This window comes from Pseudomonas sp. PL-6 (genome assembly GCF_054110165.1).
The window spans coordinates 3882766-3899631 of sequence record NZ_CM134189.1; the positions used below are offsets into that span (position 1 = coordinate 3882766).

Genomic DNA, 16866 nt, shown 5'->3' on the forward strand with positions numbered 1-16866 from the left:
GCCAATGGCCCTGCCCCGCATCACATCGCCCCACGCCAAGGGCAGCAATCGCACCCAGCAGGTCATGCTGCAGGTGCTGCTGGCCACGGTGCCGGGCATTCTCGCCCTGACCTGGCTGTTCGGCGCAGGCACCCTGTTCAATCTGGCCCTGGCCAGCCTGTTCGCCCTGGCGTTCGAGGCGGCGATCCTGGCCGCGCGTCAGCGTCCGCTGGCGTTCTTCCTCAAGGATTACAGCGCCCTGGTCACCGCTGTGCTGCTGGCCCTGGCGCTGCCGCCCTACGCGCCCTGGTGGCTGACCCTGGTGGCGGTGGGTTTCGCCATCGTCTTCGGCAAGCAGCTCTACGGCGGCCTTGGGCAGAACCCCTTCAATCCGGCCATGGTCGGCTACGTGGTGGTGCTGATCTCCTTCCCGGTGGAAATGACCAGCTGGCCGGCCCCGCACGGTGTCGATGCGCTGGACGGCCTCAAACACATACTCGGTATCGCCAGCCTGCCCGATGGCTGGACCCAGGCCACCGCGCTGGATGCCCTGAAGGTGAACAAGAGCCTGACCATCGACGAGCTGCGCGCCGCCAACCCGGCCTTCGGCCATTTCGGCGGCGCCGGCAGCGAGGCGGTCAACCTGGCGTTCCTCGCTGGCGGCCTGTACCTGCTGCACAAACGCCTGATCACCTGGCACGCACCGGTGAGTATGCTCGCTGCGCTGTTCGTCATGAGCCTGCTGTTCTGGAACGGCAGCGGCTCGGATTCCAACGGTTCGCCGCTGTTCCACCTGCTCACCGGCGCCACCATGCTCGGCGCCTTCTTCATCGTCACCGACCCGGTTTCCGGCGCCACCAGCAATCGCGGGCGTCTGGTATTCGGTATCGGCGTCGGCGTACTGGTCTACGTGATCCGCACCTGGGGCGGCTACCCGGACGCGGTGGCCTTCGCCGTGCTGCTGATGAACCTGGCGGCGCCGACCATCGACTACTACACCCGGCCGCGCAGCTACGGCCACCGCAAGCCCAATAGCGGCTTCAAGCTGGGAGAATGAGCATGCTGCCGGAAATCAGCCGCTCGATGCTGAAGAACGCCCTGGTGCTGGGCCTGTTCGCCATCGCCACCGTCGGCAGCGTGGCCCTGTTGCAACAGGCCACCGCCAGCCGCATCGCCGCCGCCGAGCGCGAGGCGCAGGTGCGCGCCCTGGGCGAGATCCTGCCGGCCGGTAGCTACGACAACCACCTGCTGGACAACCGCATCGAGGTCAACGCCCGCGAACTCGGCCAGCGCAGCCCGCAGTCGGCCTACCTGGCGCTCAAGGACGGGGCGCCCAGCGCGCTGATCCTGCCGGTCACCGCCCCGGACGGCTACAGCGGCGCCATCCACCTGCTGGTCGGCATCTTCGCCGACGGCCGCCTGGCCGGCGTGCGCGTGCTCGGCCACAAGGAAACCCCGGGGCTGGGCGACAAGATCGAACTGGCCAAGAGCCAGTGGATTCGCAGCTTCGACGGCAAATCCCTGAGTAACCCCGGCGCAGAGGGCTGGGCGGTGAAGAAGGATCGCGGCGAGTTCGACCAGTTCGCCGGCGCCACCATCACCCCGCGCGCGGTGGTCAAGGCCGTGCACGGCGCCCTGCAGTATTTCGACGCACACCGCGCCCAGCTGCTGGGCCTGGCGGAGGACGCGCAATGACCAGCTACCGCGAGATCACGATCAACGGCCTGTGGAAGAACAACCCGGCGCTGGTGCAACTGCTCGGCCTCTGCCCGCTGCTGGGAGTGAGCAACTCCACGGTCAACGCCCTCGGCCTGGCGCTGGCCAGCGCGGTGGTGCTGGTGTGCTCCAACACCGCGGTGTCGCTGGTGCGCGGCGTGGTCAACACCGCCGTGCGCCTGCCCGCCTTCGTGATGATCATCGCCGCGCTGACCACCTGCATCGAGCTGCTGATGCAGGCCTTCACCTACGAGCTGTACCAGATCCTCGGCATCTTCATCCCGCTGATCACCACCAACTGCGTGATCCTCGGCCGCGCCGACGGCTTCGCGGCGAAGAACGCGCCGCCGCGCGCCGCCTACGACGGCCTGATGATGGGCCTGGGCTTCGGCGCGGTGCTGGTGCTGATTGGCGCCGCCCGCGAGCTGCTCGGCACCGGCGCCCTGCTGGCCAACATGCACCTGCTGTTCGGCCCGGTTGCGGCCGACTGGCAGATCACCCTGGTCAGCGACTACAAGGGTTTTCTGCTGGCCATCCTGCCGCCGGGCGCCTTTATCGTCCTCGGCCTGCTGATCGCCGGCAAGAACCGCATCGACCAGGTATTGGCCGAGCGGGCCAAGGCCGCCGCCCCCGAGGCGCCCGCGCCAAGCCGTCGCGTGCGAGTGACCGGAGTGATCGAGTGAACGCTGCCAAACGCCTGGAAATCTTCCGCCGTCTGCACGAGGACAACCCGGAGCCGAAGACCGAGCTGGCCTACAGCACGCCCTTCGAGCTGCTGGTAGCCGTCACCCTGTCGGCCCAGGCCACCGACGTCAGCGTCAACAAGGCCACCGCCAAGCTGTTCCCGGTAGCCAACACCCCGGAGGCCATCCATGCGCTGGGTGTCGAAGGGCTTAGCGAGTACATCAAGACCATCGGCCTGTACAACAGCAAGGCGAAGAACGTCATCGAGGCCTGTCGCATCCTGATCGAGAAGCACGGCAGCCAGGTGCCGGACAACCGCGAAGACCTCGAAGCCCTGCCGGGCGTCGGCCGCAAGACCGCCAACGTGGTGCTCAACACCGCCTTCCGCCAGCTGGCCATGGCGGTGGACACCCATATCTTCCGGGTCAGCAACCGCACCGGCATCGCCCCCGGCAAGAACGTGCTGGAGGTGGAGAAGAAGCTGCTCAAGTTCGTGCCCAAGGACTATCTGCTCGACGCCCACCACTGGCTGATCCTGCATGGCCGTTACGTCTGCACCGCGCGCAAACCGCGCTGCGGCGCCTGCCGCATCGAGGATCTGTGCGAGTACAAGGCGAAGACCTCGGACGATTGATCGACCATTGATCCGGGCGATCATCCGATTGAAAAAATCTTTTTTACCCGCTCTATTTTTGCCGCTATAAGGTGCGCAAATGGCCCCGGAGCCTGGAGTGGAACATATGAGCACTGACAAAGAAGACCTCGAACTGGACGAAGACTTTGTCGCGGAAGAATCGGACGATGCCGAGCCTGCGGTGGAAGTCGCCAAGACCAACCTGACCAAGCGCCGCATCATCGACAACTTCCTCGAAGAGCGACGCCTGCACAAGCAGCTGGCCGAGTACGACTTCGACATCTGACGGTCGAGTCGGATAAAAAAGCCCCGCACAATGCGGGGCTTTTTCGTGGCGGCGATAACCTCAGTCCTTGCGCGACGGCGACAGCAGCTCGATCTTGTAGCCGTCCGGATCTTCCACAAAGGCCAGGATGCTCGAACCGTGCTTCATCGGCCCCGGTTCGCGGGTGATCTTGCCGCCGCGCGAGCGGATGTCCTCGCAGGCCTTGTAGACGTCGGCCACTTCCAGGGCGATATGGCCGTAGCCGGTGCCCAGCTCGTAGCTGTCCACGCCCCAGTTGTGGGTCAGTTCGATCACGCTGTTGTGCGCCTCGTCGCCGTAACCGACGAAGGCCAGGGTGAACTCGCCGTCCGGGTAGTCCTTGCGGCGCAGCAGGGTCATGCCCAGCACTTCGGTGTAGAAGGCGATGGATTTGTCCAGGTTGCCGACGCGCAGCATGGTATGCAGCAGTCTCATCAGGTTTCTCCTCAACGATTGGCCGTGATCTCGGCCCTAAAAAGAAACCCCGGCTCGTGGCCGGGGTTCCTCTGACACGGTGCAAGCAGTCTATCAGATCAGCTTACGGCCCTTGCCGGCGGCGATGCGCATGCGCAGGGCGTTGAGCTTGATGAAGCCGGCCGCGTCCTGCTGGTTGTAGGCGCCGCCATCTTCTTCGAAGGTGGCGATATTGGCGTCGAACAGCGAGTCGTCGGACTTGCGGCCGGTGACGATGACGTTGCCCTTGTACAGTTTCAGGCGCACCACGCCGTTCACGTTGGCCTGGGAGGCGTCGATCATCTGCTGCAGCATCAGACGCTCCGGGCTCCACCAGAAACCGTTGTAGATCAGGCTGGCGTATTTCGGCATCAGCTCGTCTTTCAGGTGGGCCACTTCACGGTCGAGGGTGATCGACTCGATGGCGCGGTGGGCGCGCAGCATGATGGTGCCGCCGGGCGTCTCGTAGCAGCCGCGCGACTTCATGCCGACATAGCGGTTTTCCACGATGTCCAGACGGCCGATGCCGTTCTCGCCGCCGATGCGGTTCAGCTCGGCCAGCACCTGAGCCGGGGTCATGGCCTTGCCGTCGATGGCGACGATGTCACCGGCCTGGTAGGTCAGCTCGATATAGGTCGGTGCGTCCGGAGCTGCCTCAGGCGAGACAGTCCATTTCCACATGTCTTCTTCGTGCTCGGTCCAGGTGTCTTCCAGCACGCCGCCCTCGTAAGAGATGTGCAGCAGGTTGGCGTCCATGGAGTACGGCGACTTCTTCTTGCCGTGGCGCTCGATCGGGATGGCGTGCTTCTCGGCGTAGTCCATCAGCTTCTCGCGCGACAGCAGGTCCCACTCGCGCCAGGGGGCGATGACCTTCACGCCCGGCTTCAGTGCGTAGGCGCCCAGCTCGAAGCGCACCTGGTCGTTGCCCTTGCCGGTGGCGCCGTGGGAGATGGCGTCGGCGCCAGTCTCGTTGGCGATCTCGATCAGGCGCTTGGCGATCAGCGGACGGGCGATGGAGGTACCCAGCAGGTACTCGCCTTCGTAGATGGTGTTGGCGCGGAACATGGGGTAGACGAAATCGCGGACGAACTCTTCGCGCAGGTCGTCGATGTAGATTTCCTTGACGCCCATTGCCTGGGCCTTGGCACGGGCCGGCTCGACCTCCTCGCCCTGGCCGAGGTCGGCGGTGAAGGTCACCACTTCGCAGTTATAGGTATCTTGCAGCCACTTGAGGATCACCGAGGTGTCCAGGCCACCGGAATAGGCCAGAACTACCTTTTTGACGTCCGCCATGCCATCACTCCACGGGTTGTACGGTAAAACCCGTGATTCTACTGACCCTGCGGGCCAATTTACAGGGGCGCGACAGCTTGTGACGACGAAGCGACGCCGTTTTTCGCCTCAGGACGGCGTGCTGCCGGCCGGATCGGCCGGGGCGCTCGGCGCAGCGTCAGGCGCCGTGCTCGGCGGCGCGACCTCGGCCGGCGGCAGGCGATCCAGGCGCAGGGTGGCGCGGCGGTTCTTGGCGCGGTTGGCCTCGTTGTTGTTGGGTACCAGCGGGTAGCGCTCGCCATGAAAACGCAGGGTGATCTGCTCCACCGGCACGCCGCCGGCCACCAGGTACTCCTGCACCGCCAGGGCGCGCCGGCGCGACAGGTCGCGGTTGGTCAGGCGGTTACCGCTGTTGTCGGCGTGGCCGTCGATCTGGAAGCTGTTGATGCTGGGGTCGGCCTTGATGAAGTCGAGGACGATGTCCAGCTTGGCGCGGGCCATGGCGTCCAGCTCGATACCGCCGCCGGGAAAGCCGATCTGCGCCTGGCGGATCTGCTCGAAGTTGACCGGCAGCAGCTTGGCGGTGCAGGCCTGGTAGTCCTCGTAGGCCTTGTGGAACTTCACCGGCAGCAGGCGCACCTCGAGGCTGTCGCCGCCGTTGAGGGTGCGGTGGCGTACCAGCGGGCTGCGCCCTTCCAGCAGACCGGTCAGCAGCCGCGCGCCCTGCTCATGGGAGCTATTGAACGGTACCTCGCCGTTGCCGACGCTGACCACGCCCAGGTGGATGTCGCCGCGCCCCGGTTGCCAGGGCGCTGCCGCCGCCAGCAGGGTCGCCGAGCCGGCGCCGAGCCAGCGTTCACGCGCCTTGAGGCGGAAGGTCACCTGCTCGCCGGCACGGCGCACGAACTCGCCGCTGCCGAACTGGCTGATCGGCTGGCTCAGGCGGCACTCGAACTGATCGCCCTCGACCTTCCATTCCACCTGTTCCAGGCGGGTCTGAAAGCTGACGGCGTGCGCCGGCAGGCTCAGGGCCAGGCCGGCCAGCAGACAGGGAAGGACAAGACGGGGCTGGCGCACGACGGGCTCCACGAATACACGGTTCTCCCTAGGTATCGGTGCCTTGGCGAAAAACTGTAGGGGCGAATTGCTTCGCGCACCGCTCGTGTCGGCACGCAAAATCCGCCGGCGCGACGTCGTCCGTCCCGCCCACAGCGCATTTTCCGGCGGTTTCCGGTAGCATTCCGCTCACGTTTTACCCGCCTGGAAGCTCCCATGTCCGACCGCCTGACTCTCCTGCGTCCCGATGACTGGCACATTCACCTGCGCGATGGCGCGGTGCTGCCGCACACCGTCGGCGACGTCGCGCGCACCTTCGCCCGCGCCATCATCATGCCCAACCTGGTACCGCCGGTACGCAACGCCGCCGAGGCCGACGCCTATCGCCAGCGCATCCTGGCCGCACGCCCGGCCGGCAGCCGCTTCGAGCCGCTGATGGTGCTCTACCTCACCGACAACACGAGCCCCGAGGACGTGCGCCAGGCCAAGGCCGCCGGCTTCGTCCACGCCGCCAAGCTGTACCCGGCCGGCGCCACCACCAACTCCGATTCGGGCGTGACCAGCATCGACAAGATCTTCCCGGTGCTGGAAGCCATGGCCGAGGTGGGCATGCCGCTGCTGGTGCACGGCGAGGTGACCCGCGCCGAGATCGACGTGTTCGACCGCGAGAAGGCCTTTATCGACGAGCACCTGCGCCGTGTGGTCGAGCGCTTCCCCACGCTGAAAGTGGTGTTCGAGCACATCACCACCCGCGACGCGGTGCAGTTCGTCGAGGCCGCGCCGGCCAACGTTGGCGCCACCATCACCGCCCATCATCTGCTGTACAACCGCAACCACATGCTGGTCGGCGGCATCCGCCCGCACTTCTATTGCCTGCCGATCCTCAAGCGCAACGTGCACCAGGAAGCCCTGCTCGACGCCGCCGTCAGCGGCAGCCGCAAGTTCTTCCTCGGCACCGACTCGGCGCCGCACGCCAAGCACGCCAAGGAAGCCGCCTGCGGCTGCGCCGGCTGCTACACCGCCTATGCCGCCATCGAGCTGTACGCCGAGGCCTTCGAGCAGCGCGGTGCACTGAACAAGCTGGAAGGCTTCGCCAGCTGCCACGGCCCGGACTTCTACGGCCTGCCGCGCAACAGCGACTCGATTACCCTGGTGCGCCAGGACTGGACCGCCCCGGCCAGCCTGCCGCTGGGCGAGCAGACGGTGATCCCCCTGCGCGCCGGCGAAACCCTGCGCTGGAAGCTGCTGGAGGGCCAGGCGTGAGCGAAGAGCATTACGACGACGAACTCGATCCCAGCCTGCCGTCCGGCCCGCGCACGCCCATGGCGGCGCGCTTTCGCGGCTACCTGCCGGTGGTGGTGGACGTCGAGACCGGCGGTTTCAACTGCGCCACCGACGCCCTGCTGGAGATCGCCGCAACCACCATCGCCATGGACGAGAGCGGCTTCCTCTACCCGGATCACACCCACTTCTTCCGCATCGAGCCGTTCGAAGGCGCCAATATCGAGGCGGCGGCGCTGGAGTTCACCGGGATCAAGCTGGATCACCCGCTGCGCATGGCGGTGAGCGAAGAGCACGCCCTCGGCGAGATCTTCAAGGGCCTGCGCAAGTCGATCAAATCGGCCGGCTGCAAGCGCGCCATCCTGGTCGGCCACAACAGCAGCTTCGACCTGGGCTTCCTCAACGCCGCGGTGGCCCGTTGCGGCATCAAGCGCAACCCCTTCCACCCCTTCTCCAGCTTCGACACCGCCACCCTGGCCGGCCTCGCCTACGGCCAGACCGTACTGGCCAAGGCCTGCCAGACCGCCGGCATCGAGTTCGACGGCAAGGAGGCGCACTCGGCGCGCTACGACACCGAGAAGACCGCCGAGCTGTTCTGCGGCATCGTCAACCGCTGGAAGGAAATGGGCGGCTGGGACGAGTTCGACCACTAAGCCGTTGCGCGGCAATCAGTCCCCACCAGAAACCGGCCTCGCGCCGGTTTTTTTGCCGATGCCCCATCGCGTCTGGCCGCCCGGCCTCGCAGGCTGCAGCCCAGTGATGCGCACCACCCGCCCCGACCACTCGACCCTTTTGCCGGCTGCCGGCCGGCGCCAGGCGCAGTCAAAAACTCTTCCGGATTTTTCCTGGCCGCGGCCGCCACGGCGGCAACCGTTCGTCAGCCAGCCAGGTCTCTAGTGCGGGCATTTGCAAGAGTTCTTTGACAAGCATTCTCATTAACATTAGTATCCGTCGCATCAAACAGATCCACCAAGACGAGCCTTGCTTATGTACGTCTGCCTCTGTGAAGGTGTCACCGATACGCAAATCCGCGACGCGGTCTATGAAGGCTGCTGCAGCTACCGTGAAGTGCGCAGCACCCTTGGCATCGCTAGCCAGTGCGGCAAGTGCGCCTGCCTGGCCAAGCAGGTGGTCCGCGAAACCATCGGCGAAGTGCAGAGCAGCCAGGCCGCCCTGGCCTACCCCGCCGGCTTCGTCGCTGCCTGAGTCAGCCCGCTCGCATAAGAAACCGGATCGGCGATCCGGTTTTTTTATGCCCTGCCATCCCTGGTACCCCCGCCAAGGCCGCTGAAAACGCGCACCCGTAGCCCGGATGCAATCCGGGGCAGGCGTCCCGATTGCATGCGGCATACGCCAGGCCAATAAAAAACCGGATCGAGGATCCGGTTTTCGTTGGGGCGAAGAACCTTGGACTCAGCGATAAGCCTCGAACAGCCCCGTCGCCCCCATGCCGCCGCCAACGCACATGGTAACGATGCCGTAGCGCAGCTGGCGGAGCTGCAGCTCGCGCACCAGATGGCCGACCTGGCGCGAGCCGGTCATGCCGAAGGGGTGGCCGATGGAGATGGAGCCGCCGTTGACGTTGTACTTGGCGTTGTCGATCTCCAGCTTGTCGCGGCAGTACAGGCACTGCGAGGCGAAGGCTTCGTTGAGCTCCCACAGGTCGATGTCGTCGACCGTCAGGCCTTTGGCCTTGAGCAGCTTGGGCACCGAGAACACCGGGCCGATGCCCATCTCGTCGGGCTCGCAGCCAGCCACGGTGAAGCCACGGAAATACGCCTTGGGCGTCAGGCCCAACTCGAGCGCTTTCTCCAGGCTCATCACCAGGGTCATGGAGGCGCCGTCGGAAAGCTGCGAGGCATTGCCGGCGGTGACACTGCCGGCCGGATCGAAAGCCGGCTGCAGCGCGGCCAGGGATTCGAGGCTGGTGTCCGGGCGGTTGCAGTCGTCCGCCTCGACCACGCCGTCGACGATCCGCTTCTCGCCGCTGGCCTTGTCCTCGACCTGGTACTTCACCGCCATCGGTACGATTTCGTCGGCGAACAGCCCCTCGGCCTGGGCGCGCGCGGTGCGCTGCTGGCTCTGCAGGGCATAGGCGTCCTGGGCCTCGCGGCTGATGCCGTAGCGGTTGGCGACGATCTCGGCGGTCTTGCCCATGGGGTAGTAGATGCCGGGATTTTCCTGCTGCAGCAGCGGGTTGAACAGCTTGTCCATGTTCATGCTTTTCAGGGTCATGGTGATGGACTCGACGCCACCGGCGACGATGATCTCGCTGCAGCCGGACGCCACCTGGTTGGCGGCGATGGCGATGGCCTGCAGGCCCGAGGAGCAGAAGCGGTTGAGGGTCATGCCCGCCACCGGGTTGCCCAGGCGCGACAGCACCGCGACGTTGCGGCCGATGTTCATGCCCTGCGCGCCCTCGTTGGAGCCGGCGCCGACGATGCAGTCGTCGACCTGCTTCGGATCGATGCCGTTGCGCACCAGCAGCGCGTCGACGCAGTGGGCGGCCATGTCGTCCGGCCGGGTCAGGTTGAACTTGCCGCGGAAGGACTTGGCCAGGCCAGTCCGCACGCTGTCGACTATCACCACTTCACGCATGACGCACCTCGTTGTTATTGGATGGCGGATATGGCGAAGATAAATCCGTCCGATCCCGGGGCGCGACCATCATTGATCCGGCGTATGCACCTCAATCCTTGGCGAAGGCCGCCTCGATCGCCTGGTTGATGGTGCGCAGCACCTTGACCCGGGCAAAGCGCTTGTCGTTGGCTTCCACCAGGGTCCAGGGGGCGATCTCGGTGCTGGTACGGTCGACCATGTCGCCCACCGCGTCGGCGTATTGCGGCCACTTGTCGCGGTTGCGCCAGTCTTCCTCGGTGATCTTGAAACGCTTGAAGGGGATCTGCTCGCGCTCCTGGAAGCGCGCCAGCTGAGTGTCCTGGTCGATGGACAGCCAGAACTTGACCAGGATCGCCCCGGCGTCGCTCAGTTGCTCCTCGAAGTCGTTGATCTCGCCGTAGGCGCGCAGCCAGTCGGCCTCGCTGCAGTACCCCTCGACCCGCTCCACCAGCACCCGGCCATACCAGCTGCGATCGAAGATGGTGAACTTGCCGCGCGCCGGGATATGCCGCCAGAAGCGCCACAGGTAGGGCTGGGCGCGCTCTTCCTCGGTGGGCGCGGCCACCGGCACGATGCGGTACTGGCGCGGATCCAGCGCGCCGGTAACGCGGCGGATGGCGCCGCCCTTGCCGGCCGCGTCGTAGCCCTCGAACACCGCGATCAGCGCGTGCTTGCGCATGCGTTTGTCGCGCATCAAACCGGACAGACGCGCCTGCTCGACGGTCAGTTGCTCCTTGTAGTCGTCCTTGTCCAGCGCCTGGGTCATGTCCAGGCTGGCCAGCAGAGCGCTGCTGTCCAGGCTCGACACCAGCGGCGCGGCATGCGGCTGGCGCTGCGCGCGCTGCTGGCTGGCCAGCGCCGCCTGCAGCCCCTCGAGGAGGATGCGCCCGACGGTCAGGCTGCGGTAATACTCATCGACCCCCTCGACCACGTACCAGGGCGCGTAGTCGCGGCTGGTGCGGCGCAGCACACGCTCGCCGTAGTGGACGAACTTGTCGTAGGTCTTCGACTGCTGCCAGTCCAGCGGGCTGATGCGCCAGCTGTGCAGCGGGTCGTCCTTGAGCGCCTCCAGGCGCGCCTTCATATGCTGCTTGGACAGGTGGAACCAGAACTTGAAGATCAGCGCGCCCTCGTCGCAGAGCATGCGCTCCAGGCGCTCGGCGCCATCGATGGCCTGATCCAGCACGGCGTCCTTGAAGCGCCCATGCACCCGGCCCTGAAGCATCTGGCTGTACCAGTTGCCGAAGAACACGCCGATGCGCCCCTTCGGCGGCAGCTGACGCCAGTAGCGCCAGGCCGGCGGCCGGGCCAGTTCCTCGTCGGTCTGCACGTCGAAGGTGCTGACCTGGATCAGCCGCGGGTCCATCCACTCGTTGAGCAGCTTGACCGTCTCGCCCTTGCCGGCGCCCTCGATGCCGTTGATCAGCACGATCACCGGAAAGCGCGCCTGCTGCTTCAACTCGTACTGCGCCTCCAGCAGCGCCTCGCGCAGCGCCGGCTCTTCGGCTTCGAACCTGGCTTTATCGATGCTGCGGCCGATTTCGGCGGATTCAAACATGCGGCAACCTCCCTGGAATGATCACCACAGCGTAACGGATGATGCCCGCCTTTGCCCGTCGGCGCGGCGCGGTAGAATCGCCGCACGATCCAGCGGAACCCCTCCATGTCAGAACCTCATCACGCCCAGCTCGACTGGGACGAACGCGGCCAACCCCTGTCGCGTCACTTCGGCGACGTCTACTTCTCCCGGCAAGACGGCCTGGAAGAGACCCGCTACGTCTTCCTCGCCAACAACGACCTGGCGGCGCGCTTCGCCGCCCTCGGCAACGGCGAGTGCCTGTGCATCGGCGAAACCGGCTTCGGCACCGGGCTGAACTTCCTCTGCGCCTGGCAGCTGTTCGAACAGCAGGCGCCGGCCGGTGCGCGCCTGCACTTCGTCAGCGTGGAAAAGTACCCGCTGCAACTGGCCGACCTGCAGCGCGCCCTGGCCCTGTGGCCGGAGCTGGCGCCCCAGGCCGAGCAATTGCTGGTGCAGTACCGCGCCATTCACCCCGGCTACCAGCGCCTGCTGCTGGCCGATGGCCGCATCGCCTTGACCCTGCTGATCGGCGACGCGTTGGAGCAGCTGGCGCAACTGGATGCACGCATCGACGCCTGGTTCCTCGACGGCTTCAACCCGGCGAAGAACCCGCAGATGTGGACGCCCGAGCTGTTCGCCGAACTGGCGCGGCTGTCCGCTCCCGGCGCGACCCTGGGCACCTTCAGCAGCGCCGGCGTGGTGCGCCGGGCGCTGAACGACGCCGGCTTCCGGATGAAACGTGTACCCGGCCTGGGCAAGAAATGGGAGGTACTCAAGGGGCGCTTCATCGGCGCCACGGGAGACGAGACCAAACCCTGGTTCGCCCGTCCTCCCCGCCCGGCGCGGGACAAACACGCGGTGGTGATCGGCGCCGGCCTGGCCGGCTGTGCCACGGCCGCCAGCCTGGCCGCACGCGGCTGGCGGGTAAGCCTGCTGGAACGCCACGGCGAGGTGGCCGCCGAGGCCTCGGGCAACCCGCAGGGGGTGCTCTACCTCAAGCTCTCGGCCCACGGCACGGCGCTGTCGCAACTGATAGTCGCCGGCTTCGGCCACACCCGGCGCCAGCTCGAACGCCTGCAACGCGGCGCCGACTGGGACGCCTGCGGCGTGCTGCAACTGGCCTTCGATGCCAAGGAAGCCGCGCGCCAGGCCAAGCTGGCCGCGGCCTTCCCCAGCGAGCTGCTGACACCGCTGACGCGCGAGCAGGCCGAGGCCCTGGCCGGCATCGGCCTGCCGGCCGGCGGCCTGTTCTACCCGGACGCCGGCTGGGTGCACCCGCCGGCGCTATGCCGGCTGCTGGCCGCGCATCCTTCGATCGACCTGCTGACGCACAGCGAGGCGCTGGAGCTGCGGCGCCATGACGACCAGTGGCAGGTGCTGGCAGGCCAGCAGGAGCTGGCCCGCGCGCCGGTGCTGGTGCTGGCCGCTGCCGCGGAAATCCGCCGATTCGCGCAGAGCGCCGGCCTGCCGCTCAAGCGCATCCGCGGGCAGATCAGCCGTCTGCCGGCCAATTCGGCCAGCCGCGCCCTGCGCACCGTGGTCTGCGCCGACGGCTATGTCGCTCCGCCACGCGACGGCGAGCACACCCTGGGCGCCAGCTTCGACTTCCACAGCGACGACCTGGCGCCCAGCGTCGCCGAACATGCCGGCAACCTCGAGCTGCTCAAGGACATTTCCAGCGATCTGGCCGAGCGCCTGCAGGCCGAGCAGCTCGACCCGGCGCAGCTCGAAGGCCGCGCCGCCTTCCGCTGCACCAGCCCGGACTACCTGCCCATAGTCGGGCCGCTGGCCGATGCCGAGGCCTTCGCCGAACGCTACGCGGTGCTGGCCAAGGACGCCCGCCAGGTGCCGCAGGCGCCCTGCCCCTGGTTGCCCGGCCTGTACGTCAACAGCGGCCACGGCTCGCGCGGGCTGATCACCGCGCCGCTGTCCGGCGAGCTGATCGCCGCCTGGCTGGAAGGCGAACCCCTGCCGCTGCCGCGCGCGGTGGCCGAGGCCTGTCACCCCAACCGCTTCGCCCTGCGCCGCCTGATCCGCGGCGAGTAAGTCCCTTCCTGGCGCCTTCCCGCGACACTGCGTCGCGGAGCTGGTGGCTGCTCGCCGAAAAATACCTAATGAAACAAATTCGTATTTACATTATCTTTACAAGCTCTTTCTAACCCCTCCTGCCGTATCGGAGCCGTCGCATGCACCGCAAGACCCGCCTCTGCCTCGCCATCAGCCTCGCCTGCCTGGGCAGCAGCGCCCTGGCCGAAGATAACCGCGAGCAACAGCTCGAACTGGACGCCATGACCATCAGCGCCACCCGCGGCCACAGCCAGGTGGGCAAGACGCCGCAGAAGATCACCGTCATCAGCCGCGAGCAGATCGAGCAGCAACTGGCGATCACCAGCGACCACGGCCAGGTGCTGAGCAACCTGATTCCCTCCTACTCGCCGAGCCGGCAGAAGCTGAGCAACGCCGGCGAGACCTTCCGCGGCCGCGCCGCGCTGGTGATGATCGACGGCGTGCCGCAGTCCACGCCGCTGCGTGCCGGCGGCCGCGACGGCTACACCATCGACCTGGCGATGGTCGAGCGCATCGAGGTGATCCACGGCGCCAGCGCCGAGCATGGCCTGGGCGCCACCGGCGGCATCATCAACTACGTCACCCGCCGGCCCCAGGGTGGCAGCCTCAGGCAGCACGCCGGCGTCAGCCTGGAGGCGGGCGACGACTTCGACGGCGACGGCCTGGGCTACAAGCTGGACTACCGCGTCGAAGGCAACCAGGGCAGTTGGGACTACCTGGCCGCCATCAGCGGCCAGACCCGGGGCATGTTCTACGACGCCGACGGCGAGCTGATCGGCGTCGACGACACCCAGGGCGACATCATGGATTCCACCAGCAGCGACCTGCTGGTCAAGCTCGGCTACTGGTTCGACGCCGAGCAGAACCTCGAACTGATGGTCAACCGCTTCCAGCTCGAGGGCGAGCACGACTACGTCAACGTGCCCGGCAACCGCGCCGCCGATGTGCCGACCACCTCGCGCAAGGGCCAGCCGCCGGGCAAGGCGCCGCAGAACGAGGTGCTGGCCACCAGCCTGACCTACAGCAACGCCGACCTGGCCGGCAACCAGTTCACCGCCCAGCTGTACAGCCAGCGCTTCCGCGCCCGCTACGGCGGCAACATCCTGCCCAGCTTCCAGGACCCGGCCATCGCCCCGGTCGGCACCCTGTTCGACCAGTCGCAGAACGAGTCGGACAAATACGGCGGCAAGCTCTCGCTGAGCCGCGACGACATGTTCGATGGCCTGCTCAAGCTCACCGGTGGCCTGGACTTCCTGCAGGACACCACCAGCCAGATGCTGATTGCCACCGACCGCGAGTGGGTGCCGGAAACCGTGTTCAACAACCTCGCGCCCTTCCTCCAGGCCGAGGTGCGTGCCCACGAGCGCCTGACCCTGCACGGCGGCGTGCGTCACGAGTTCGCCAAGCTGGAGGTCGATCCGTTCCGCACCATTGCCTCCACCACCACGCCGCCGGGCGGCGTATCCGTCGAGGGCGGCGAACCGGACTTCGAGGAAACCCTGTACAACGTCGGCCTGGTGTTCCAGGCCAGCGACTGGGCGCAGGTCTTCGCCAACTACTCGGAAGGCTTCGGCATGCCCGACGTCGGCCGCGTGCTGCGCGGCATCAACCAGCCCGGCCTGAGCGTGGACAGCTTCCTCGACCTGCAGCCGATCGTCACCGACAACCGCGAGATCGGCCTGCGTCTGAACCATGGCCCCTTCGATGCCGAAATCAGCTACTTCGAATCCGACTCCGACCTCGGCTCGCGCCTGGAGAGCGTCGGCGGCGTGTATCAGGTGCGTCGCGAACGCACCGAGATCGACGGCATCGAGGCCAGCGCCGGCTGGCAGATCGACGCCGTGCATCGTCTGCAGGCCAGCTACGCCAAGCTCAACGGCCAGTCGGACACCGACGGCGACGGCAAGGTGGACACCGATCTGGACGGCGCCAATATCGCCCCCGACCGCTACGGCATGAGCTGGCAGGCCAAGTGGAGCGACAAGCTCAACACCCGGGTGCAGGCCAACCACTACGCCAGCCGCAGCTTCGACACCCCCGGCCTGGACTTCGACGGCTACAGCCTGGTGGATGCCTCGGTCGGCTACCGCCTGCCGGTGGGCGAAGCCAGCCTGGGCGTGGAGAACCTGCTCAACCGCGACTACATGACCTACTACGCGCAGGCGGCCAGCACCCGCAACGACCAGTACTTCGCCGGCCGTGGTCGCACCTTCACCCTCGGTTATCAGCTCGACTTCTGAGTCGCCCAGCGACGGCCGCGCCAGGCGGCCGTCGCTGACTCAGGCGGTGCGCGCCGCTGCCAGCACCGCCTTGGGTTTGCGAAACACCAGCACGTTGCCCAGCATCACCAGCGCCAGGCCCAGCAGCGCCGGGGCCGTCCACTGGTAGCCCTCGACGAACACCGAGATATTCAGCGCCACCACCGGGAACAGCACGGTGCAGTAGGCCGCGCGCTCCGGCCCCATGCGCCCGACCAGGGTCAGGTAGGCGGTGAAGCCGATCACCGAGCCGGGAATCGCCAGGTACAGCAGCGAGCCGATATAGCGCGCGTTCCATTCGAAGGCGAACGGCGTACCGCTGACCAGGCAGATGCCCACCAGCATCAGCGCGCCATAGAGCATGCCCCAGGCATTGGTGGTCAGTGGCTTGAGCCCGACCTTCTGCTGCAGGCTGGAAAGCATGTTGCCGGCGGAGAAGAACAGCGTGCCGAGCAGCGCCAGGCCGATGCCCAGCAAGCTCTCGCGGCTGGTTTCGTGGCCGGCCAGCTCCGGCCAGAACAGCAGCGCCAATCCGGCCAGCCCCAGCGCGCCGCCGAGCAGCACGTTGGCGGCGATGCGCTGCCGGAAGAACAGCCGCGCGTTGAGCGCGTTCCACAAGGTGGCGGTGGAGAAGATCACCGCCACCAGGCCGCTGGGTATCCACTGGCTGGCGGTGTAGAAGCAGAGGAAATTGAGGCAGAACAGGCACAGCCCCTGCACCAGGCAGATCGCCTGGCCGCGCCGATCCAGCGCCTGCAGCCGCCCGCTGAGCCAGAGCAGGGCGAACAGCACCGCGGCGGCCAGGGCGAAGCGGTAGGCGATGGAGGCGGCGACGGCCACCTCGCCCATCTGGAACTTGATGGCGATCCAGGTGGTGCCCCAGATCAGCACGGTAAGCAGGTAAAGCGACAGATTCATCGAGCATCTCCCATGACTGCCGCCAGTCTGCGGCCAGCCCACGGGG

16 protein-coding genes are annotated in these 16866 nt (G+C 66.8%); 10 read left to right on the forward strand and 6 right to left on the reverse strand.

The window, feature by feature from the left end:
• Positions 1-4 precede the first annotated feature (4 nt).
• The 5 genes from ACW9UL_RS16670 to ACW9UL_RS16690 all read left to right on the forward strand — a co-directional run bounded on the left by ACW9UL_RS16670 (position 5) and on the right by ACW9UL_RS16690 (position 3299).
• Entirely contained in the window at positions 5-1036 is a 1032-nt protein-coding gene (locus tag ACW9UL_RS16670) for an RnfABCDGE type electron transport complex subunit D (protein ID WP_457787699.1), read from the forward strand.
• 2 nt (positions 1037-1038) lie between these two features.
• Entirely contained in the window at positions 1039-1674 is a 636-nt protein-coding gene (rsxG, locus tag ACW9UL_RS16675; protein ID WP_031302995.1) for an electron transport complex subunit RsxG, read from the forward strand.
• Entirely contained in the window at positions 1671-2378 is a 708-nt protein-coding gene (locus tag ACW9UL_RS16680; protein WP_021443588.1) for an electron transport complex subunit E, read from the forward strand. The genes rsxG and ACW9UL_RS16680 overlap by 4 nt, the downstream gene beginning before the upstream one ends.
• Complete coding sequence (gene nth, locus ACW9UL_RS16685) at positions 2375-3013, forward strand: endonuclease III (protein ID WP_122108708.1); 639 nt, start codon at positions 2375-2377, stop codon at positions 3011-3013. The genes ACW9UL_RS16680 and nth overlap by 4 nt, the downstream gene beginning before the upstream one ends.
• A 106-nt stretch (positions 3014-3119) precedes the next feature.
• Entirely contained in the window at positions 3120-3299 is a 180-nt protein-coding gene (locus tag ACW9UL_RS16690) for a PA3496 family putative envelope integrity protein (RefSeq protein WP_017677837.1), read from the forward strand.
• A 60-nt stretch (positions 3300-3359) separates the two neighbouring features.
• Here the strand turns inward: ACW9UL_RS16690 and gloA are convergent, their stop codons facing one another.
• The 3 genes from gloA to ACW9UL_RS16705 form a co-directional block, all read right to left on the reverse strand.
• A complete protein-coding gene (gene gloA / locus ACW9UL_RS16695; RefSeq protein ID WP_397498287.1) occupies positions 3360-3752 on the reverse strand; it encodes a lactoylglutathione lyase in 393 nt (130 codons plus the stop codon).
• A gap of 93 nt (positions 3753-3845) precedes the next feature.
• Positions 3846-5063, reverse strand: coding sequence for an argininosuccinate synthase (locus ACW9UL_RS16700; protein WP_397488149.1), 1218 nt, complete (start codon positions 5061-5063; stop codon positions 3846-3848).
• A 108-nt stretch (positions 5064-5171) separates the two neighbouring features.
• Positions 5172-6119: a flagellar protein MotY gene (locus ACW9UL_RS16705; protein WP_457787700.1), complete on the reverse strand. Its 948-nt coding sequence runs from the start codon at positions 6117-6119 to the stop codon at positions 5172-5174.
• Between the two features lie 195 nt (positions 6120-6314).
• Here ACW9UL_RS16705 and pyrC point away from each other — a divergent pair, with 195 nt between their 5' ends.
• The 3 genes from pyrC to ACW9UL_RS16720 all read left to right on the forward strand — a co-directional run bounded on the left by pyrC (position 6315) and on the right by ACW9UL_RS16720 (position 8585).
• Positions 6315-7361, forward strand: a complete 1047-nt coding sequence (pyrC, locus tag ACW9UL_RS16710) for a dihydroorotase (protein WP_457787701.1) — start codon at positions 6315-6317, stop codon at positions 7359-7361.
• Positions 7358-8032 (forward strand): ribonuclease T, encoded by a 675-nt coding sequence (rnt, locus tag ACW9UL_RS16715; RefSeq protein ID WP_457787702.1) that lies wholly within the window; start codon positions 7358-7360, stop codon positions 8030-8032. Before pyrC ends, rnt begins: the two co-directional genes overlap by 4 nt.
• A 334-nt stretch (positions 8033-8366) precedes the next feature.
• Positions 8367-8585, forward strand: coding sequence for a bacterioferritin-associated ferredoxin (locus ACW9UL_RS16720; protein WP_021443380.1), 219 nt, complete (start codon positions 8367-8369; stop codon positions 8583-8585).
• A gap of 207 nt (positions 8586-8792) precedes the next feature.
• On the opposite strand, the gene ACW9UL_RS16725 is transcribed toward ACW9UL_RS16720, so the two are convergent.
• Together ACW9UL_RS16725 and pap are read right to left on the reverse strand one after the other, a co-directional pair.
• Positions 8793-9977 carry a thiolase family protein gene (locus ACW9UL_RS16725; protein ID WP_457787703.1) on the reverse strand — a complete coding sequence of 395 codons (1185 nt, stop codon included), beginning with the start codon at positions 9975-9977 and terminating at the stop codon, positions 8793-8795.
• 91 nt (positions 9978-10068) lie between these two features.
• The gene (gene pap / locus ACW9UL_RS16730) at positions 10069-11556 is read right to left on the reverse strand and encodes a polyphosphate:AMP phosphotransferase (protein ID WP_021443382.1); all 1488 of its coding nucleotides are present in this window, start codon (positions 11554-11556) and stop codon (positions 10069-10071) included.
• A 105-nt stretch (positions 11557-11661) separates the two neighbouring features.
• Here pap and mnmC point away from each other — a divergent pair, with 105 nt between their 5' ends.
• A complete protein-coding gene (gene mnmC / locus ACW9UL_RS16735; RefSeq protein ID WP_457787704.1) occupies positions 11662-13623 on the forward strand; it encodes a bifunctional tRNA (5-methylaminomethyl-2-thiouridine)(34)-methyltransferase MnmC2/FAD-dependent 5-carboxymethylaminomethyl-2-thiouridine(34) oxidoreductase MnmC1 in 1962 nt (653 codons plus the stop codon).
• 140 nt (positions 13624-13763) lie between these two features.
• Positions 13764-15884 (forward strand): TonB-dependent receptor, encoded by a 2121-nt coding sequence (locus ACW9UL_RS16740; protein WP_397498292.1) that lies wholly within the window; start codon positions 13764-13766, stop codon positions 15882-15884.
• A gap of 39 nt (positions 15885-15923) precedes the next feature.
• Here ACW9UL_RS16740 and ACW9UL_RS16745 read toward each other — a convergent pair whose 3' ends face one another.
• Positions 15924-16820 (reverse strand): DMT family transporter, encoded by an 897-nt coding sequence (locus ACW9UL_RS16745; RefSeq protein ID WP_457787705.1) that lies wholly within the window; start codon positions 16818-16820, stop codon positions 15924-15926.
• Positions 16821-16866 lie beyond the last annotated feature (46 nt).